This window comes from Variovorax sp. PMC12, from assembly GCF_003019815.1.
GTDB lineage: Bacteria > Pseudomonadota > Gammaproteobacteria > Burkholderiales > Burkholderiaceae_C > Variovorax.
The window spans coordinates 3,642,644-3,662,165 of the sequence record NZ_CP027773.1 but is presented as its reverse complement, the minus strand read 5'-3'; the positions used below and the strand labels follow the sequence as shown (position 1 = coordinate 3,662,165).

At 68.4% G+C, this 19,522-nt stretch carries 12 protein-coding genes; 3 read left to right on the top strand and 9 right to left on the bottom strand.

The window, feature by feature from the left end:
• Positions 1 to 85: 85 nt before the first annotated feature.
• From C4F17_RS16895 to C4F17_RS16860, 8 genes are all read right to left on the bottom strand, one after another.
• Entirely contained in the window at positions 86 to 1,291 is a 1,206-nt protein-coding gene (locus C4F17_RS16895; RefSeq protein WP_081270723.1) for an ABC transporter substrate-binding protein, read from the bottom strand.
• Positions 1,292 to 1,447: 156 nt separating this feature from the next.
• The gene (gene atpE, locus C4F17_RS16890) at positions 1,448 to 1,687 is read right to left on the bottom strand and encodes a F0F1 ATP synthase subunit C (protein WP_081270724.1); all 240 of its coding nucleotides are present in this window, start codon (positions 1,685 to 1,687) and stop codon (positions 1,448 to 1,450) included.
• Positions 1,688 to 1,827: 140 nt separating this feature from the next.
• The gene (locus C4F17_RS16885) at positions 1,828 to 6,537 is read right to left on the bottom strand and encodes an RICIN domain-containing protein (protein ID WP_106936010.1); all 4,710 of its coding nucleotides are present in this window, start codon (positions 6,535 to 6,537) and stop codon (positions 1,828 to 1,830) included.
• A 155-nt stretch (positions 6,538 to 6,692) separates the two neighbouring features.
• The gene (locus tag C4F17_RS16880; protein ID WP_106936009.1) at positions 6,693 to 7,550 is read right to left on the bottom strand and encodes a class I fructose-bisphosphate aldolase; all 858 of its coding nucleotides are present in this window, start codon (positions 7,548 to 7,550) and stop codon (positions 6,693 to 6,695) included.
• A gap of 40 nt (positions 7,551 to 7,590) precedes the next feature.
• Positions 7,591 to 8,571, bottom strand: coding sequence for an aldo/keto reductase (locus tag C4F17_RS16875; protein WP_106937596.1), 981 nt, complete (start codon positions 8,569 to 8,571; stop codon positions 7,591 to 7,593).
• A gap of 11 nt (positions 8,572 to 8,582) precedes the next feature.
• Complete coding sequence (locus C4F17_RS16870) at positions 8,583 to 9,611, bottom strand: ABC transporter permease (RefSeq protein WP_106936008.1); 1,029 nt, start codon at positions 9,609 to 9,611, stop codon at positions 8,583 to 8,585.
• On the bottom strand, positions 9,608 to 11,131 hold the full coding sequence (locus C4F17_RS16865; RefSeq protein ID WP_081270728.1) for a sugar ABC transporter ATP-binding protein: 1,524 nt from the start codon (positions 11,129 to 11,131) through the stop codon (positions 9,608 to 9,610). The genes C4F17_RS16870 and C4F17_RS16865 overlap by 4 nt, the downstream gene beginning before the upstream one ends.
• Complete coding sequence (locus C4F17_RS16860; RefSeq protein WP_106936007.1) at positions 11,128 to 12,174, bottom strand: substrate-binding domain-containing protein; 1,047 nt, start codon at positions 12,172 to 12,174, stop codon at positions 11,128 to 11,130. Before C4F17_RS16860 ends, C4F17_RS16865 begins: the two co-directional genes overlap by 4 nt.
• A gap of 180 nt (positions 12,175 to 12,354) precedes the next feature.
• Between C4F17_RS16860 and C4F17_RS16855 the strand changes: the two genes are divergently transcribed.
• From C4F17_RS16855 to C4F17_RS16845, 3 genes are read left to right on the top strand one after another with little or no spacing between them, the layout of a single operon-like run.
• Positions 12,355 to 13,842, top strand: a complete 1,488-nt coding sequence (locus C4F17_RS16855; protein WP_106936006.1) for an FGGY family carbohydrate kinase — start codon at positions 12,355 to 12,357, stop codon at positions 13,840 to 13,842.
• Positions 13,839 to 15,608 (top strand): glycerol-3-phosphate dehydrogenase/oxidase, encoded by a 1,770-nt coding sequence (locus C4F17_RS16850; protein ID WP_081270731.1) that lies wholly within the window; start codon positions 13,839 to 13,841, stop codon positions 15,606 to 15,608. The genes C4F17_RS16855 and C4F17_RS16850 overlap by 4 nt, the downstream gene beginning before the upstream one ends.
• Positions 15,605 to 16,360, top strand: a complete 756-nt coding sequence (locus tag C4F17_RS16845; protein WP_081270732.1) for a GntR family transcriptional regulator — start codon at positions 15,605 to 15,607, stop codon at positions 16,358 to 16,360. The genes C4F17_RS16850 and C4F17_RS16845 overlap by 4 nt, the downstream gene beginning before the upstream one ends.
• A 24-nt stretch (positions 16,361 to 16,384) precedes the next feature.
• On the opposite strand, the gene uvrA is transcribed toward C4F17_RS16845, so the two are convergent.
• Positions 16,385 to 19,483 (bottom strand): excinuclease ABC subunit UvrA, encoded by a 3,099-nt coding sequence (gene uvrA / locus C4F17_RS16840; protein WP_442805192.1) that lies wholly within the window; start codon positions 19,481 to 19,483, stop codon positions 16,385 to 16,387.
• Positions 19,484 to 19,522 lie beyond the last annotated feature (39 nt).

Below are 19,522 nucleotides of genomic sequence, written 5' to 3'. Positions count from 1 at the left end.
AGGAACCGGCTTCGCCGGGCCTCAGGTGTCGCCCCCGGCAGGGGGTAGGCGAAGCGACACGAAGTGCGCGAAGCCTGGGGGCAAGCTACTTGAGCGGACACTTGTCGGCGTAGGAGTCGCCGTAGTTGGTGAGCACGGTGTTGATCAGCTTGTTCGTGACCTTGCCCTGCGCATCCTTGCCGATCACGCGCAGGTAGAAGTTCTCGATGGGGTAGTGGTTGTTGGCGTACTTGAAGCTGCCGCGCGTCGATGCGTAGTTGGCCTTCTTCAGCGCGGCCACCACGGCTTCGCGGTTCTGCGCGTTGCCGCCCGATTGCTTCACCGCCGCGTCCATCGCGAGGATCGCGTCATAGGCCTGCGCGGCGTACACCGATGGATAGCGGCCGTTGTATTCCTTGCGGAAAGCGGCCACGAAGGCCTTGTTGGCGGGGTTGTCGAGGTCGTGCGCCCAGTGCGAGGTGTTGAACAGGCCGAGCATCGGATCGCCCACGGCGCCGATCACGTCTTCGTCGGCCGAGAAGCCGCTGGTCACCAGCGTGATGTCCTTCGACAGGCCCGCGCCCACGAACTGCTTGATGAAGTTGATGCCCATCGCGCCGGGCAGGAAGAAGTAGATGGAATCGGGCTTGGCCGCGCGCAGCTGCGCGAGTTCGGCGGCGTAGTCGATCTGGCCGAGCTTGGTGTAGAGCTCGTCGGCCACCTGGCCCTTGAACTGGCGCTTGAAGCCGCCCAGCGCGTCCTTGCCGGCGGGGTAGTTGGGCGCGATCAGCACGATCTTCTTGAACGCGCGGTCCTGCGCGAACTTGCCGGCGGCTTCGTGGAACTGGTCGTTCTGGTAGGCGGTTCCGAAGAAGTAGGCGTTGCACTGCGCACCGGCGAACTGGCTCGGGCCGGCGTTGGCCGAGAGGTAGGGCACCTTGGCGTTGAACAGCGTCGGGCCCACGGCCAGCGCCACGTTGGAGCCGATGGGGCCGCTGAAGAGGTCGATCTTGTCGCGCTGGATCATGCGGTCGACCAGCTGCTTGGCCTGGTCGGGGCTGCCGGCCATGTCGGCCTGCACGAACTCCACGTCCTGTCCGCCGAGCTTGCCGCCCAGTTGCTTGATGCCCAGCGCGAAGCCGTCGCGCGCTTCGGCGCCAAGTGCCGCGAAGGGCCCCGAGATGTCGAGCGCCAGGCCCACCTTCACGGGTGCGGCCATGGCCTGCGCGGCGGTGCCAAGGGCGGCGCCGCACAGCAGCAGCGACAGCAGGGTGCGCGGCAGCGCGGGCGACTTCGGGGGCAGATGGCTCATGGATTCTCCGGCGTGGAAGGATGAAACGACGCACCGGCTGCCGCGTCTTGCGGCAGCCATGGCACCGAACCGTTGATAGCTAAATACTTTAGCCATAAACGATTTGGTGTCAACGGTACTAGCACGAATGGTGCCAGTGCGTCGTGTCGTTTCCGTTCAGCCGAAGGGGTTGGCCGTGGCGAACCACAGGCCGATGCCGGTGGCGATGATGAATGCGCCGTCGGTCACGCCGGCGATCAGGAAAAACTTGGTCTGCAGCGTGTCCACCATCTCGGGCTGGCGCGCACTGCTTTCCAGGAACTTCTGGCCCACCAGCCCGATGCCGAGGCACGAACCGAGTGCGGCAATGCCGATCAGCAATGCGACTGCGAGCGGAAGGATGTTGAAGCCGGTCATGGTGTTTTCTCCTGGTTGGTTGATTGATGGAGAGACTTTCCCAGAGCGGGTGCGCACGGTCCATGACGTGGGAGGTCATGGGGCAAGCGAAAAAAAGCCGGCCGTGAATACGGCCGGCTCGCAGGCGAAGCGTCGAAGCCTCAGGGCGCCTGCGTCCAGTTCTGGTTGTTGCCGCCGTTGCAGGTCCAGGTGATCAGCGCCGTGTCCTGGGCGGTCGCGCCGCCGGGCACGTCCAGGCAGGAGCCCGAGGCGCGGTTGCGCAGGGTCGAGCCCACCAGGCTCCAGTGCGTCGTGTTGCCGGCCGAGCAGGCCAGCTGCACCACGGCCGCGTTGGTGGTCGCGGTGCCGCTCTGCGCCAGGCACAGGCCGCTGTGCTCGACCTTGAACTGCACGAAGCCGTCGCCGGTCTGCGCCATGGTGAAGCGCTCGTTGCCGGCGTTTCCGCACGGCCACTGCACCACCGTCGTGCCGCTCGTGGTTGCCGCGCCCTTCACGTTCACGCACAGGTTGCTCAGGTTGGAGCGGATACGCGTGACCACCGGCGTCGGGTCGTTGTCGAGCGAGCGAACGTATTCGCGCAGCGCCACCACGTCGTTGGCCGGCAGGCTGGGCGCATTGCCGTGGCCGCTGGCGAGCACGTCCTGCAGCGTGGCCGCCTGGCCGTTGTGGAAGAACGCCGTGGTGTTCCAGGTGCCCAGCAGCGTCGGCGTGTCGAAGCCCACGCCCGCCAGCGACTGGTTCATGCCCTTGCCCGAGGAGGCCTGGATCGTGCCGACGTCATGCCGCACCCCGTCGCGGAAGGTGGCGCCGGTGTGGCAGGTGGCGCACTGTGCCGTGTTGAACACGGTCTGGCCGCGCACCGCGTCCACGCTGAGGCTGCCGTCCGCCGCGCGCGCCGGGCTGCGCATGAACTTGTTCAGCGAAGTCAGGTAGGCCGCCAGATCGTCGAGCTGCGCGTTCCTGCCGGCCTTGGGCGCGCCCAGCGGGTCGGAGGTGGCCGCGAAGTCTGCATTGCTCAGGAAGCCGGTGCCGCCGAACTCGTTGCGGATGTCGTTCTCGAAGTCCTGCACCTCGTCGAAGTTGGCCGTCCAGTGCAGCTTGCCGTGGCCCATGCCGCGCCGGCCCTGCAGGCTGATGGTGCGGCGCAGGCCCTCGCCGCGCTGGGTGAAGTCCCACACCATGCCGTCGTCGCCGCCGTCGGCGTGGCAGCTCGCGCATGACAGGTAGTTGTCCTTGCTCATGCGGCGGTCCGACGCGTTGTAGAACACCTGCTTGCCGCGCAGCGCCGCGGCGCCCATGGGCTCCACCGCCACTGTCTGCACGTTCTGCAGGAAGCTCGGCGCATTGGTCTCCGACGACAGCACCGAGGCCACGTCGTGCACCGACACCGAGCGCGCCAGGAAGTTGTTGACGAACAGCCGCTTGCGCGCCGCGTCCAGGTACAGGCCGTGCGGCGCGCTGCTGGCGTTGATCTCGCCGCGGATGGAGCGGCTGTAGGCGTCGACGATGGCCACGCGGTTGCCTTCCATCTGCGCGACGAAGATGTAGTCGCCGGCCGGCGAGAACAGCGCGGCGCGCGCCGGTGCCCGGTCGTCGAAGTCGATCTGCTCGTCGAACTTGTGCGCCGCCGCCTGCAGGTCGACCTGCGACAGGATGGAGCGCACCGTCTGGTCGTGCACGAGGTTCGTGCCGTCGCGGAATTTGCCGCGCACGATGTTGTCCTTCTTCGAAGGCAGCACGGCGCGCTTGCCGTCGGGCGAGATCACTACCTGCGCGGTGTAGTTGGCCACGCCGCGCGCGCGGCTCTCGGTGTCGACGGTGGTGGTGTCCACCGGCAGCGCGATGGCGCCCATGCCGCTCATGCTCTGCAGGTTGACCTTGTGCAGCTGGTTGCCCGTCATCTTCGACTTGAAGCGCGTGACGTAGGCCACCTGCGAATCGGCCGCCACCGCGATGCCGCGCACATCGCCCTCGAGCGCCACCGCGCCGGTGGTGCTGCCGTTGGCGGGGTCGAAGCTCATGAGCACCGACTTGCTCTCCAGCGTCAGCAGGCCCTTGCTGCCGTTGGGCGTGAAGACCACGCCGTAGGGCCCGCTGCCGTAGGCCAGCGCCACGGTGGCCGAGATGGTGCCGTTGGCCGGGTTGAGCACCACCAGCTTGTCCTCGCCGTGCACCGGCACCCAGATGCGGCCGTCGGGGCCCACGGCCAGCGTCTTCGGCTCGTCGCCCACGCGGGTCTCCCAGCGCTTGGCCAGGGTCTGCGCATCGATGGCGGCCACCGTGCCGCTGTCGGGGTTGACCGAGTACACCGAGTTGGCGTCGCCCGCGATGTTGGTGGTGTGCGTGGGCGCCTGTGCGGTGACCGGCGCGATCACCGTCAGGTTGTAGGTGTAGTAGGTCTCGCGGCCCTGGGCGTCGCGCACCGTCAGCGTCACGGTGTAGTGGCCGGGCATGTTGTAGGTGTAGGTGTAGTTCGCCTGGTTCGAGAAGGCCGTCTGCGTGCCGTTGCCGAAGTTCCAGCGGTACTGCGCGCCGCTCGCGCCCAGCGTCGCGGGGTTGAACACCAGCTGGCCGTTGACCAGCTTCGGCCCGCCGCCGATGCCGGGGTCGCCGATGATGGCCTGGCCGCGCAGCGTGGCCACATCGGAATCGCTCAGCACGCGGCCGTACACCCGCACTTCCGCCAGCGTGCCCTTGAAGAGCGCGGCGTTGCCCTGGATCTGCCCCAGCAGCTGGAACTTGTTCGCGAGGCCCTTGGTGCCGGCGAGCCCGGCGGAGGTGGTCTTCACCCCGTCGACGTACACCGCCTGCGCGCCGGAGGCGGCGTCGCGCGTCATCACCACGTGATGCCAGTTGCCGTCGTTCACCGCGGCCGAGGAGGCGGTGCCCGCGTCGTTGCCGACCGACAGCTTGATGCGCCCGCTGGTGTCGAGCCAGCCCCAGAACACGTCGTCGGTGCCGTTCGCCTGGTCGCGCCCGAAGACACCGGGGGCGGTCCACGAGTTGGCCGCGCCTGTCTGCGTGGTCTTCATGTAGAAGCTCAGCGAAGCGGTGCCGCCGAGCACGGTGGCCACGGTGTCGTTCTTCAGCGGCACGCCTGCCGTGCGGTTGGCGAAGTTCAGGCCGATGCTCTCGAAGGCGTCGCCGGTGGCGGGCGTGCCGTTATTGGCGCCGATCTGGTCCGACAGGCTGCCCGCCAGCGTCCAGTAGTGCATGAGGCTGATGTCGCTCGCGTTGCCGGTGTGGAACACCGACTTGTAGTCCGCCGCGATGGCGTTGCCCGCATAGTCCTTCACGCCGTTGGCGGGCAGGAACACTTCATAGCTGGTGCCGGGCTGCAGCGGCTGGTCAGGCGAGAAGTTGATGATGCCCAGCTGCACGCTGTAGGTGCCTGCCAGCGTGTTGCCGCCCACCGGCCGCACGATGAAGGTGTTGGCGTTCACGCTCTCCGGCCGGATGTTGTCGGTCATGCCCAGGCCGATGCGCGAGGTCAGCGCCTGCTGCTTCGCGCCGCTGGCGGGCGAGACCTGCTTCACTTCGGGCCTGGTGATGTCGGGATCCACCGAATGCACGATGAAGCCGCTGCCCGAGCCGTGGTCGTTGCCCACGAAGACCAGGTTGCCGAACATCGCGACCTGGCCGTTGTCCGAGTGCGAGAAGTTCGGGTCGTCCTCGCGCAGGATGCTGCCGCGGCCCACCTCCACGTGGTTGAGCGGGTTGCTCACGTCGACCTTGTGGATGCGGGTCTGCGCGCCCTGTATGACGTAGTTGTCCTGCGTGGCGCAGTAGAGCTGCTCGTCGATGACGAGGCGGTTGTCTTCTGCCACGAAGCGCGAGCGGTCGCTCAGGTCGTAGCTGTACATCTTCGCGCCGCTGTTGCGCGTGGAGACGTGCAGGTTCCGGCCGTCGAAGCAGGTCGCGTAATAGAACGGCGTGGTGCCCACGATGGAGTCGAGCACCTTGGGGTTGAGCGGATCTGAAATGTCCAGGCTCGCGAAGCCGCCGTTGCTTTCCATCGCGGTCAGCACCATGTGGTTGCCCATCGTGAAGATCGGCCCGATGCGGAAACCGCCGAGTTCGCCGGTGGGCACGGGGTTGGGCTTGCCCGCGCCGCGGTTGGCAACCACCGCGTTCGCGGGGTCCGTGGCATCGACGATGAAGATGCCACGGCCGGCCGAGGCCACGTACAGGTAGGGCGCCTGCCACCAGAGCTGCCAGGCCACGTCTTCGTAGTCGCCGCCGTTGACGCCGGGCAGCGCCAGCTTCTTCACCTGCTTGATGTCGTTGATGTCGGTGAAGTCCCAGAACTCCACGCCGTTGATGCTGGGCAGCACCACGTACGTCTTGCCGCCGACCTTGGCCGTGCCGAAGGAGTGCGTCTCGCGGAACTCCTTGGTGCGGCCCTCGGGTTCGTAGATCTTCTTGACGAGCTGGATCTGGCGCGGGTTCAACACGTCGTACAGCAGGAAGCCTCCCGGGCCCAGGCCGCTGTCCGGCGCGAAGGAGGTGAGGAAGTAGCCGTTGATCATGATGCCCGCGTTCATGCCGTAGTCCTTGCGGCCCGGGTAGGTGGCGGGCACCTCGCGCGATTCGTAGGCACTGCTGTGCGCCGGGTCGAGCGGATGCGCGGCGCTGGTGATCATCGACACCGGTTTGAACAGTTCCGCCGAGGTGTAGGTGAGGTTGCCCAGGCCCGGCCCCTGCAGCGGGAGCGGGTCGGCGACCGCAGCGGAAACCGCCGCCGCCATGTTGTTCAGGGTCGTCATCGGACTGACCCCGGTGATTGCAGCGTGCGTCAGCAGCGTGACGAACGGCAGCAGGAACGCCATCAAGTAATACCGGATTCTCATCGTCGCCTCCAGGTTGTTGTATCGGTCACTTGCAAAAGCGCGCGCGCAGGGCGCACCCCGGCCGGCGACATGCGTCGCCGGCCGTACAGCCTCTCCCTCCTCGTTTTTCTGGACGGCGTTGCGCCGTCGCTCAGCTCCCGCCGGATCGGCCCGGCTCAGTTCTTCTTCGCGCCGCCCGATTCGTAGATGTCCCATGCCTCCTTGGCGCTCGCGCCGCGGTGGATCATGGCCATCAGCGCATCCACCACCGCCGACGGGTTGGCGTGCTGGTACACGTTGCGCCCGTACACCATGCCGACCGCGCCCTGGTCCATCAGCACGCGCGAGCGGGCGAACACCTGCTGCAGGTCTTCGCGTCCGCCGCCGCGCACGAGCACGGGGCAGCGCGCGGCCTGCACCACGCGGTGGAAGTCGGCGGGGTCGCTGGTGGGGTCGGCCTTGACGATGTCGGCGCCCATCTCGCGCGCCAGGCGCACGAGCGTGACGATCTTCTCGGCGTCGCCGTCGACCATGTAGCCGCCCTGCTCGCTGTGCGGGCGCATCACCAGCGGCTCGATCATCAACGGCATGCCGTAGCGGTCGCAGTCGGCGCGCACCCGCGCGATGTTCTGCACGCACTGGCGGAACAGGTCGGGCTCGTTCGGCAGCATGAACAGGTTGACCACCACGCAGGCCGCGTCGCGCTGCACGGCCGGCAGCACCGGGTCGTGCTCGTTCTGCAGCACCGCCCACATCACGCGGTGCGCCGTGGCGTTGTAGGGGTTGCCCATGTCGATGCGCTGCACCAGCGCCGGCTTGTCACGGCCCGGGCGGTCCTGCAGCAGGTCGGCCTGGCCGTGGTTGAGCTGGATCGCGTCGGGGCCGGCGGCCACGAGCTTGTCGATCACCGCCGGCATGTCCTCGAGCCCGTTGAGGAACGAGGGCTCGTTGCACACGCCGTGGTCCAGCGCGATGTCCAGGCAGCGCCCGTTGTTCAGCAGCCGGTTCAGGCGTGCGGTCTTGTCCTTCGACATACGGAAGAAATCCTTGTGTTGAGATGGGATGGAAGGGGCCTCAGCCCAGCGCGGCCAGATGCCGGGCCGCGGCGGCGTCGATGAGCGCCAGCGCGTCGCCCTGCAGGCGCACCGAGCCGGCGGCCGCGTTCTCGACGGCCTGCTTGCTCACGCGGGCGCCGCACAGCGCCACCGAGACGCTGCCGCGCGCCAGCGTCCACGCGATCATCAGTTGGCCGAACGAGCATTCGAGCTGCTTGCGCAGCGGCTCCAGCTCTTCGAAGAAGGCCTTGAGCTTCGCGCGGTTCCCGGCGCTGAAGCGCGGGTTGCTCGCGCGCTGGTCGTCGCCCGTGAACTGGCGCGCGGGGTCGATGGGGCCGGCCAGCAGGCCGAGCGCGAGCGACGAATAGCCCAGCACCGCCACGTCGTGCTCGGTGCACAGCGGCACCAGCGTCTGCTCGATCTCGCGGTCGATCAGGCTGTAGCGCTCCTGCGCGGCATCCACCGGGCCGTGTTGCAGGTACTCGGCCAGCGTCTCGGGGCTCACGTTGCTCACGCCGATGGCGCGGATCTTTCCCTGCTTCTTCAGCGCGAGCAGCGTGTCCATGGTCTCGGCCACGGGCGTGGTGGCGTCCTGCCAGTGCGTGATGTAGAGGTCGATGTAGTCGGTCTGCAGGCGCTTCAGGCTCTGTTCGCATTCGTGAATGATCGATTCGCGCCCGAGGTAGCGGTACACCGGGTGGCCGTCTTCTTCGAAGAAGTGCGTTCCCTTCTGCGTGTGCCACACCAGCCCGCACTTGGTGGCGATCACGGCTTCGTGGCGGCGGCCCTTCAGCGCGGTGCCGACGATGCTCTCTGAGCGGCCGAGGCCGTAGGCCGGCGCGGTGTCGATCAGGTTCACGCCCGCGTCCAGCGAGGCCTGGATGGCCAGCACGGCGGCGGCGTTGTCACCGCCGCCCCACATCCAGCCGCCCATGGCCCAGGTGCCCAGGCCGATGGCCGAGCACTCGATGCCCGAGGGGCCGAGCGTTGTCTTCTTCATCGATGCGTTGTTCATCGCTTGGTCTTTCTGGTGTTCATGATGTGGTCGATGGTCACGGCCGCGAGCAGGATCAGGCCCTTGATCACGTCCTGCCAGTAGGGCGACACGTCCAGCAGGATCAGCGAGCTGGTCACCACCGACAGCAGCGCCAGGCCCAGCACCGCGCCCAGCACCGTGCCCGAGCCGCCCTTGAGGCTGGCGCCGCCGATCACCGCGGCGGCGATCACGTTCAGCTCCATGCCCATGCCGAAGGTGGGCGTGGCCGCGCCGAAGCGCGCGGTGTAGATCACGCCGGCCAGGCCCGCCGAAGCGGAGCACAGCACCGTGACCCAGAACTTCACGTGGCCCACGCGAATGCCCGAGTACAGCGCGGCCTTCTCGTTGCTGCCGGTGTAGAACACGCGGCGCAGCAGGGTGTAGCGGCGCAGCACGAAGTCGCTCACCACCACGATGAGCAGGAAGATCAGGATGACGGCCGGAATGCCGAACAGCGTGCCCTGGCCGATGAACTTGAACTCCGCCGGCAGCGAGAACAGCGACTGCGGCGTGCCCTGCGTGAGCGCCAGGCACAGGCCGCGCACGATCACCATGAAGGCCAGCGAGGCGATGAAATGGTTCAGCCCGATGCGCGTGACGCAGCCGCCGATCATGGCGCCGATGAGCGCGCTCGCGCCGATGGCCACCAGCCCCGCCGTCCACGGATCGAAGCCCATGAGGAACAGCTTGCCCGTGACCACCATCGCGAAGCACACCACCGAGCCCACCGACAGGTCGATGCCGCCGACGATCAGCAGGATCGTCATGCCCACCACCACGATGCCTTCGATGGAGAACGACAGCAGCATCGCGCGCACGTTGTCCCACGTGAGGAAGTAGGGCGACGCGAAGCTCATGCCCACGCACAGCGCGGCGATGATGAGCAGCAGGCCCATCTCGCGCATGCTGCCGAGCTTGCTGGCGGGCTTGGCGGGGCCGCCCCCCGACTGGTGTGGCTGGAGGCCCGGTGCGGCCCCCGCGTCGAGTTGTGCCGGGTAGTTCATGCTGTCGCTTCCTCTTCGCAAAGTCCCGAGGCCAGCCGCAGCAGCGCCTCTTCCGTCATTTCGTTGTCTTGCACTTCACCGGCCAGCCGGCCGTCGCGTATCACCAGCGCGCGGTCGCACAGCCCGATGATCTCGGGCAGCTCCGAGGAGATCACCACCACGCCCACGCCCTGGCTCGCCAGCTCGCGCAGGATGTGGTGGATCTCCGACTTGGCGCCCACGTCCACGCCGCGCGTGGGTTCGTCCATCAGCAGCACCGACGGGTTGGTGGCCAGCAGCTTGGCGATGGCCACCTTCTGCTGGTTGCCGCCCGACAGGCTCGCCACGTCGATGGCCACGCCGTCGGACTTGAGCTTGAGCTTGGCGCCCAGGTCCACCGCCAGCTTGTGCTCGGCCGCGCGCTGCAGCAGGCCGAAGCGCGAGCTCACGCGCTTCAGCGCCATCGACGCGATGTTCTGCGCGATGGGCAGGTCGAGGTACACGCCCGCCGCCTTGCGGTCTTCGCTGAGATAGGCGATGCCTTCGCGCAGCGCGTCGCTGTACTTGCGGATCGTCAGCGTCCTGCCGCGCAGGCGCACCTTGCCGCGCGTGGCGGGGCGCAGGCCGCAGACGGTCTCGGCGAGTTCGCTGCGCCCGGCGCCCATGAGGCCCGCGATGCCGAGGATCTCGCCGCGCCTGAGCGTGAAGGAGATGCCGTGCACGCGCTCGCCGTCGGCGATGTCGCTCACTTCGAGCACCGGCTCGCCGTGCGCCGCGTCGCCGTGCTTCGGCGGGTAGTAGTTGCCCAGGTCGCGCCCGACCATGCGGCGCACCAGCGCGTCGGCGTCGAGTTCGGCCAGCGGGCCGCAGTGCACGTTGCGCCCGTCGCGCAGCACCGTCACGCGCGAGCAGTGCGCAAAGATCTCGGCCATGCGGTGGCTGATGTAGATGATGCCGATGCCCTGCGCCTTCAGGTCGTGCAGCACCTTGAAGAGCGCGGCCGATTCGTTGTCGGTGAGCGCGGCGGTGGGCTCGTCGAGGATCAGCACCTTGCAGTCCAGCGTGAGCGCCTTGGCGATCTCGATGAGCTGCTGCGTCGAGATGCTCAGGTCCTTCACCAGCGCCGACGGGTCCACGTCCTGCCCCAGCCGCTGCAGCACGCGGGCGGCGCGCGCGTTGAGGCTGGCGTAGTCCATCCACGCATGCTTGCCGGCGTTGATCTCCGGCATGAAGATGTTCTCGGCCACGGTGGCGTCGCCGCACAGGGCGATCTCCTGGTGCACCAGGCCGATGCCCAGGCGCATGGCGTGCGCCGGGCCGTCGATGACCACCTTGCGGCCGTCGAGCGAGATCTCGCCCTCGTCCGGCTGGTGGATGCCGTCGATGATGTTCATCAGCGTGGACTTGCCCGCGCCGTTCTCGCCGCACAGGGCGTGGATCTCGCCGGCGTGCAGCGAGAAGTCCACGCCCGTGAGCGCGCGCGAAGCGCCGAAGCGCTTGCTGATCGCCTTCAGTTCGAGCAATGCGCTCACTGCGTTCACTCGCCGATTCCCTTGGTGCCGCGGCGGGCGAGGTACTTGTCCCAGTAGAAGTCGTCCGCGTTGGCCTTGCTGACCACGGCCAGGCCGTTGTCCAGGAAGGGCACGGACATCGGGTTGGTGCCGTTGCGCTTGGCGTCGTTCATCGGGTCGATGAGCGTCGGGTTCTTGGCCAGAAACAGCATCATCATGCCCATGTAGCCCTGCATGCCCTGGTTCGGGTTGATGGAGCCGAACACGTCGCCCGACTTGATCATGTCCAGGATCTTGGCGTTCACGTCGCAGCACATCACCTTGATGTTCTTCTTGGTCTCGACCTTGGCCTGCGCCGCGCCCAGCGCCGAGTTGGCCTCGGGCATGAACAGGGCGCCCAGGTTCGGGTTGGCCTGCGCCAGGCTCAGCACGGCCTGGTAGGCCTTGTTCGGGTCCTGGTTGCTGGCGGCGCGGCCGACCAGCTTCATGCCCGGGTGCTTGGTCTTCATGCGGTTGACGAAGGCGGCGATGCGGCGGTCGTGGTTGTCCTGGCCGGGGTTCTCCAGCACGGCGTATTCGCCCTTGCCGCCCATCGAAGCCGCGATGGCGTCCGCCGCCTGCGTGCCTTCGCGGTCGTTGTCGGACGTGATGAACGAGGTGCGCTTGGAGTTGGGCGAGTCTGCCGCGAAGGTGACGACGGGGATGCCCATCGCCGCCGCGCGGTTGATGGGCTCTATGAACGGGTCGGGGTTCATCGGATGCAGCAGGATGCCGGCTGGCTTGCGCGCCAGTTCCTGCTCGAAGGACGCGAGCTGCTTGTTCACGTCGTACTCGGGCGTGCCGGTGTAGCGCGTCTTCACGCCCAGCGTGCGGCCGAGCTGCTTCATCATTTCGTAGACCGGAAACCAGTACTCCACGCCCGACACCATCACGTTCATCACGTAGACGTCGCTGGCGTTGCCGCGCAGGCCGGCGCCCGCGGCGGGGGCTGCCGCTTGCTGCTGCGCAAGCGCGCTCGCACCGGCCAGGCCGATACCGGCGGCCGCCGCGGACTTCAGGAAATTACGCCTCATTTTTTGTCTCCTCACGTTGTGTGGCACAGCTGCTGATGCTGCCTTTGAGGGCAGCCTTTCGATCCTCGTTGTCACGACAGTTGTTATGACAGGCTAGAATGTACGCGCTGGCCGTTTGAAGGGATAACTAGGGGAAACGCTACTGGCGATGCGCTTTTATTCCGCCGAAGCTGTTATGACATGAAGACAAAAATACTGATCGGCATCGACATGGGGTCGAGCAGCCTGAAAGCCCTGGCCCTCGAAGCCGGGAGCGGCCGGGCCGTCGCCCTGTCCCGCATGCCACTGCCGCACGACCGGCTGCCCGCAGGGGGATGCGAAGTGGGGGCGGCCGCCATCCGCTCCGCCCTGACCCACGTGCTGCGCGACGTCGCCCACCAGCTCGGCAACCGCGTGGCCGAGGTCCGCGCCATCGGCTGCACCGGCCACGGCGCCGGGCTCTATGCGCTGGACGCGCGCAACGAACTCGTGGGCGGCCGGGCCGTTGCCTCGACCGACCAGCGGGCCGATGCGCGTGCGCGTTCGCTGTCGCTGAGCCACGGGGATGCGCTGTTCGCCGATGTCGGCTGCAGGCCCTGGCCGGGCCAGCCCACCGTGATCGCGGCCGAGCTGCTGGGCACCGACGCCGTGCAGCGCGGCGAGGTGCGCCGGCTGCTGTTCGCGAAGGACTACCTCGGCTTCCTGCTGACCGGCGAGATCGCGACCGACGCGAGCGATGCGAGCACCGCCGGGCTGGTGTCGATCGCCACCGGCACGTGGTCGCAGGCGGCCTTCGACGCCTCGGGCATCGCCGACCTCGGGCCGCGTGCCTTCGGTCCGCTGGTGCCCGGCGGCGAGGTCGTCGGCAAGCTGCGGCCTGCCGAAGCCGCGCTGTGCGGCCTGCCCGCCGGCATTCCCGTGGCGATGGGCGCCATCGACCTGCTCGCATCGATGACCGCGATCTGCGCCGAAGGCCGCGAGCGGGCGGTGTCGGTCTTCGGCACCTGGTGCGTGAACGCGGTCATCGGACCGGTGATCGAGCCCAAGCCCGACGTGGCGGCGGTCGTGAACTTCGGTCGCGCGGACAGGCGGCTCTACATGGAGAACAGCCCCTCGTCGATGGCCAACATCGCATGGTTGGCCGGCGTGCTGGGCCTGCCGGATTCGCGCGCCGTGGTCGACCTGGCGATGTCGGTGCCGCTGGGCGCGGGCGGCCTGCGCTTCCTGCCGTTCGTGAACGGCGGCGGCGGCGTGACGGCGGGCTTCGTCGGCCTCAAGAGCCATCACACGCGCGGCGACATGGCACGCGCCGTGGTCGATGCGGTGGCCGCGCTGCATGCGCGCCACACGGCGCGGCTCGCGGCCTGCGGCCTGCCGGTGTCGGCCTCGACCGTGCTCGGCGGCGGTGCGAGCGACACCCGCCTCGTGCGCCTGCTGGCCGGCTTTCTGGCGCATCCGGTCGAGCGCTGCGCCGACGACGAAACCGGCGCGCGCGGCGCGGCCATCTACGCCGCCATGTCGCAGGGCATCGACCACGCCGGGCAGGACAGCGCCTTGCTCGCGCCCTGCGACACCGTCGAACCCGACGCCGCGCAGGCGCGCGCCCATGCCGGCTTCATGGCCGGCTTCAACGAACTGATCGACACCATGTCTCCTGTGTTTTCACATCTGGCCGGGGGCAAGCAATGAGCGCCTGGCAACTGCCTTTCGTGCGTCCGGCTTCCCTGGCGGATCGCCACTTTTCGACGGTGATCGTCGGTGCCGGCATCAACGGCGTGGGCGTGTTCCGCGACCTGTGCCTGCAGCGCGTCGACTGCCTCATCGTCGACAAGGGCGACTTCAGCGCGGGCGCCAGCAGCGCGCCTTCGCGCATGATCCACGGCGGCCTGCGCTACCTGGAGAACGGCAGCTTCTCGCTGGTGGCCGAGGCCACGCGCGAGCGCAACCTGCTGCTGCGCAACGCGCCGCACCTGGTGCAGCCGCTGAAGACGGTGGTGCCGCTGTCGAGCTTCTTCGGCGGCCTCATGAGCAGCGCGCTCAAGTTCTTCGGCCGCACGCCGCCGCAGCGCACGCGCGGCCTGCTGGCGGTGGCGGCGGGCCTGCGCCTGTACGACCTGCTGGGCCGCCGCCAGCGCGTGATGCCCAACCACCGCATCAGCCGCGTGCCCGCCGCCGACCGCAGCCTGTTCCGCGCGGCAGTGCGCTGGACCGCGACATTCTTCGACGCGTGGATCAGCCACCCCGAATGGCTGGTACTGGAACTCATCGGCGACGCCTGCCGCGACCAGCCGCGCTCGGCCGCCGCCAACTACTGCCGCGTGATGGGCTGCGCGGGCAACATCCTCACCCTGCGCGACGAGATCACCGGCGCGCTGGTGCGCGTGACGGCCGACACCGTGGTGAATGCCAGCGGCGCGTGGCTGGACCGCAGCACGGCGGTGCTGGGCGGCGCGGGCTCGCGCGTGATGGGCACCAAGGGATCGCACCTGGTGCTCGACCATCCCGCGCTGCGCGATGCGCTGCAGGGGCGCATGGCCTACTTCGAGGCGGTGGACGGGCGCGTGTGCATCGTCTATCCCTTCCTCGACCGCGTGCTGGTGGGCTCCACCGACATCCCGGTGGAAGACCCCGACCAGATCGCCACCGAGCCGGCCGAGGTCGACTACCTGCTCGAGGTGCTGGCCGAGGTGTTCCCGAACCTCGCGTTCGGCCGCGGCGACGTGGTCTACACCTACGTGGGCGTGCGCCCGCTCGCGCGTTCCGACGCCGACAAGCCGGGGCAGATCTCGCGCGACCATTCGGTGGTGGTCGACCTGCCCAACGCCACGCGCGACATTCCCATCGTCGGCCTGGTCGGCGGCAAGTGGACGACCTTCCGCGCGCTGGCCGAAGAGGCGACGAACGAAGTGCTGCAGAAACTGGGCCGCCCGCGCACCGCATCGACCGAACTGCTGCCCATCGGCGGTGGCGCGGAGCTGCCTGCCGACGCGCTGGCCACGGAACGCTTCCTCGACCGCATGGTCACGGCCTCCGGCCTGGGCCGTGCGCGCGCGCAGGTGCTGCTGCGCCGCTACGGATCGAAGGCGCTGCCGCTCGCGCAGCGGCTCGGAGCCTCGGGCGACGTGCCGTTGCAGCACGCGCCCGACTACTCGGTCGCCGAGCTGTCCTACCTGTGCCTCGAGACGGGCGTGATCCATCTCGACGATCTCGTGATCCGCCGGACCCTGCTCGCGATCCGCGGCCTCGTCACCGGCGCGGCGCTGGCGGAAATGGCGGGCATCGCGGCCGAGGCACTGGGGTGGGACGCGGCCCTGGCGCGGCGCGAACTGCTGGCGTGCTCCGCCGCCCTGCGCGAGCGCCACGGCGTGCGGCTTTCGCCGGTGGCCGCCGATGCGCCCGCATCTTTCGATGCATCATTGACGACTCCTCAGGCCCTGGGCCAACCCTCGACGTGAACTCTCCGACCGAAATATCGACCGTGCTCGACCGTGGCTCCGAATCGCCTTTGTGGGCGCAGTTCCGCGACGCGCTGCGCCTGCAGATCCTGCAGGGCGTGCTGCCCATCGGCGCCAAGCTGCCGTCCGAAGCCGAGCTGGGCGAGCAGTTCGGCATCTCGCGCATCGTGGTGCGCGAGGCGCTGGCCGACCTGGTGCGCAACAACCTCATCTACAAGATCAAGGGCCGCGGCGCCTTCGTGTCGGCACGCGAGCGCGACGAAGATTTCGTCTCCACCGTGCTCGGCTTCTCCGACGAGATGGAGCGCAAGGGCCGCTCGGTGCGCACGCAGATCCTCACGCAGGAACTGCGCGCGCCCACCGAACAGGAAGCGGCCTCCCTCGGCCTCACCGACGACACGCAGGTGGTGGCGCTCAAGCGCCTGCGCAGCGTGGACGGCGAACTGCGCCTTCTGGTGGAAACCGTGGTGCCTGCCGACCTGGCGCCGGGCCTGCACCGCACGCGCCTGGACGACCGCTCTCTGTACGACGTGCTGCGCCGCCAGTACGGCCTGCGCCTGGTGCGCGCCGAACGCTGGATCGACGCGGTGCTGCCCGACGCCGACACCTGCGAGCTGCTGAACCTGCCCACGCCGGAGCCGCTGCTGCGCATCGAGTCCATCGCCTACGGCGCCAACGGCAGGCCGCTGGAGCACTACCGCGCGCTGCACCGCTGCAAGACCAGCCGGCTGCACGTGCAGACGACGACCTGAGCGTCTTGCCCAGGCCGGGAGCGGCTACAGCAGCCGCTTCAGATACCGCCCCGTGTGGCTCGCCTCGTTCGCCGCGATGTCTTCCGGCGTGCCTTCGCCCACCACCGTGCCGCCGCCGGCGCCGCCTTCCGGCCCCATGTCGATCAGCCAGTCGGCCGTCTTGATGACGTCGAGGTTGTGCTCGATCACGACGATGGTGTTGCCCGCGTCGCGCAGCTGGTGCAGCACCTTCAGCAGCAGCTCGATGTCGGCGAAGTGCAGGCCGGTGGTCGGCTCGTCGAGGATGTAGAGCGTGCGGCCGGTGTCGCGCTTGCTGAGTTCCAGCGCGAGCTTCACGCGCTGCGCCTCGCCGCCCGACAGCGTGGTGGCCGACTGGCCGAGCTTGATGTAGCTCAGGCCCACGTCCAGCAGGGTGCGCAGCTTGCGCTCGATGGTCGGCACGGCCTTCAAGAACTCGTGCGCGGTCTCGACCGTCATCTCCAGGATCTGCGCGATGTTCTTGCCTTTGTAGAGCACCTCGAGCGTCTCGCGGTTGTAGCGCTGGCCGTGGCAGACCTCGCAGGGCACGTACACGTCGGGCAGGAAGTGCATCTCCACCTTCACCACGCCGTCGCCCTGGCAGGCCTCGCAGCGCCCGCCGGCCACGTTGAAGCTGAAGCGGCCCGGGCCGTAGCCGCGCTCGCGCGCGGTGTTGGTCTCGGCCATCAGCTCGCGGATGGGCGTGAACAGGCCGGTGTAGGTGGCCGGGTTGCTGCGCGGCGTGCGGCCGATGGGGCTCTGGTCGACGTTGATGACCTTGTCGAAATACTCGATGCCCTCGACCGATTCGTGTTCGGCCGGTTCCTCGTGCGCGCGGTACAGCGTGCGCGCCACGGCGGTATAGAGCGTGTCGTTCACCAGCGTCGACTTGCCCGAGCCCGAGACGCCCGTCACGCACGTCAGCAGGCCGACCGGGAAGGCGACGCTCACGTTCTTCAGGTTGTTGCCGGTGGCGCCGACCACGCGGATCTCCTGCAGGTCGGTCTGCGTGGCCAGGTGGGCGGCCTCGCGCGCCGCGCGGCGCTCGGCGGCCGGGCTCTGCGGAAAGCGCGAAGGCTTCCTGCCTTCGTTGAACGCGGGCTTGTTCACCACCGGCAGCCATGCGGTGCGGCGCCTGGGCACTTCGATCTTGCGCGTGCCCGACAGGTACTGGCCGGTGAGCGAATCGGGGTTGGCCGACACCTCGGCATAGGTGCCCTGCGCCATCACGCGGCCGCCGTGCACTCCGGCGCCGGGGCCCATGTCGATCACGTGGTCGGCGGCGTGGATCATGTCCTCGTCGTGCTCGACCACGATCACGCTGTTGCCGATGTCGCGCAGGTGCTTCAGCGTGCCGATGAGGCGGTCGTTGTCGCGCTGGTGCAGGCCGATGCTGGGCTCGTCGAGCACGTACATCACGCCGGTGAGGCCCGAGCCGATCTGAGACGCCAGGCGGATGCGCTGCGCCTCGCCGCCGGAGAGCGTCTCGGCGCTGCGGTCCAGGCTCAGGTAGTTCAGGCCGACGTCGTTCAGGAATTTCAGGCGCAGGCCGATCTCGCGCACCACCTTGTCGGCGATGTCGGCCTTGGCGCCGCGCAGCTTGAGCTTCTGGAACCAGGCCAGCGAATCGCGCAGGGTGAGGTGGCTGAGCTCGAAGATCGCCATGCGCGGCGGCTCGCCGCCGTCGGCCGGGCGCGCCGATTCATCGACCAGGAACACGTTGCGCGCCTCGCGCCGCAGCCGCGAGCCGCCGCAGTCGGGGCAGGGCTGCAGGTTGCGAAAGCGCGCGAGGTCTTCGCGCACCATCACCGAATCGGTCTCGCGGTAGCGCCGCGCCATGTTCGGGATGATCCCCTCGAAGGGGTGCTTCTTCGTGAGCTTCTTGCCCGCGAAGTTGCCCGACTCCATGGTGTAGTTGAACTTGATCTCCTCGGCGGCCGAGCCGTGCAGCAGCACCTGCTGCACCGAGGCCGGCAATGACTCGAAGGGCGCGTCGACGTCGAACTTGTAGTGCTTGGCGACGCTCTCGATCATGCTGAAGTAGTAGCCGTTGCGGCGGTCCCAGCCCTTGATGGCGCCGCTGGCCAGCGACAGCGAGGGAAAGGCCACCACGCGCGCCGGGTCGAACACTTCCCGGTGGCCCAGGCCGTCGCAGCTCGGGCAGGCGCCCACCGGCGAGTTGAACGAGAACAGGCGCGGCTCCAGCTCCGACAGCGAGTAGTGGCAGATCGGGCAGGCGAACTTGGCGTTGAACAGGTGCTCCTTGTCGGCCGCGCCCTCTGCGCCCAGTTCCAGCGCGATGGCGCGGCCCTCGGCCAGGCGCAGCGCGGCCTCGAAGCTCTCGGCCAGCCGCTGCTGCATGTCGGGGCGAGCGCGCAGGCGGTCGATGACGACGTCGATGTCGTGCTTCTCGGTCTTCTTGAGCTTGGGCAGGTCGTTGTATTCGTATGTTTGCCCGTCGACGCGGAAGCGGATGTAGCCGGCCGCCTGCATCTCGGCGAAGAGTTCGAGGAACTCGCCTTTCTTCTCGCGTGCCACCGGCGCCAGGATCATCAGCCGCGGCTCGCCGGGCAGGGCGAGCGTGGCATCGACCATCTGCGAGACGGTCTGCGCCTGCAGCGGCAGGTGGTGGTCGGGGCAGTAGGGCGTGCCGGCGCGCGCGTACAGCAGGCGCAGGTAGTCGTGGATCTCGGTCACCGTGCCCACGGTGGAGCGCGGGTTGTGGCTGGTGGCCTTCTGCTCGATGCTGATGGCGGGCGACAGGCCCTCGATCACGTCGACGTCGGGCTTGTCCATGAGCTGCAGGAACTGCCGCGCATAGGCCGACAGGCTCTCCACATAGCGCCGCTGCCCTTCGGCATACAGCGTGTCGAAGGCCAGGCTCGACTTGCCCGAGCCCGACAGGCCGGTGATGACCACCAGCTTGTTGCGCGGAATGTCGAGGTCGACGTTCTTCAGGTTGTGGGTGCGCGCGCCGCGGATGCTGATGCGCTGCTGCGCCAGCACCGCGCCGAGGTAGGTGTCGCGTTCGCGTTCCGCATCGCGGGCGCGTTCTGCAGCTTCGGCGGCTTCTGCCGCGGCTGGTTCAGTGGCTTTGGAATTCAAAGGAGGCGATCGTCCGAGGGCAACCGGACATGATAGACC

Excerpts from the sequence above, each read along its gene's own strand:
- C4F17_RS16895 (WP_081270723.1), bottom strand. The coding sequence starts at position 1,291 with ATGAGCCATCTGCCCCCGAAGTCGCCCGCGCTGCCGCGCACCCTGCTG.
- C4F17_RS16855 (WP_106936006.1), top strand. The coding sequence starts at position 12,355 with ATGAAGACAAAAATACTGATCGGCATCGACATGGGGTCGAGCAGCCTG.
- C4F17_RS16875 (WP_106937596.1), bottom strand. The coding sequence starts at position 8,571 with ATGAAGAAGACAACGCTCGGCCCCTCGGGCATCGAGTGCTCGGCCATC.
- C4F17_RS16860 (WP_106936007.1), bottom strand. The coding sequence starts at position 12,174 with ATGAGGCGTAATTTCCTGAAGTCCGCGGCGGCCGCCGGTATCGGCCTG.
- C4F17_RS16885 (WP_106936010.1), bottom strand. The coding sequence starts at position 6,537 with ATGAGAATCCGGTATTACTTGATGGCGTTCCTGCTGCCGTTCGTCACG.
- C4F17_RS16880 (WP_106936009.1), bottom strand. The coding sequence starts at position 7,550 with ATGTCGAAGGACAAGACCGCACGCCTGAACCGGCTGCTGAACAACGGG.
- atpE (WP_081270724.1), bottom strand. The coding sequence starts at position 1,687 with ATGACCGGCTTCAACATCCTTCCGCTCGCAGTCGCATTGCTGATCGGC.
- C4F17_RS16870 (WP_106936008.1), bottom strand. The coding sequence starts at position 9,611 with ATGAACTACCCGGCACAACTCGACGCGGGGGCCGCACCGGGCCTCCAG.
- C4F17_RS16850 (WP_081270731.1), top strand. The coding sequence starts at position 13,839 with ATGAGCGCCTGGCAACTGCCTTTCGTGCGTCCGGCTTCCCTGGCGGAT.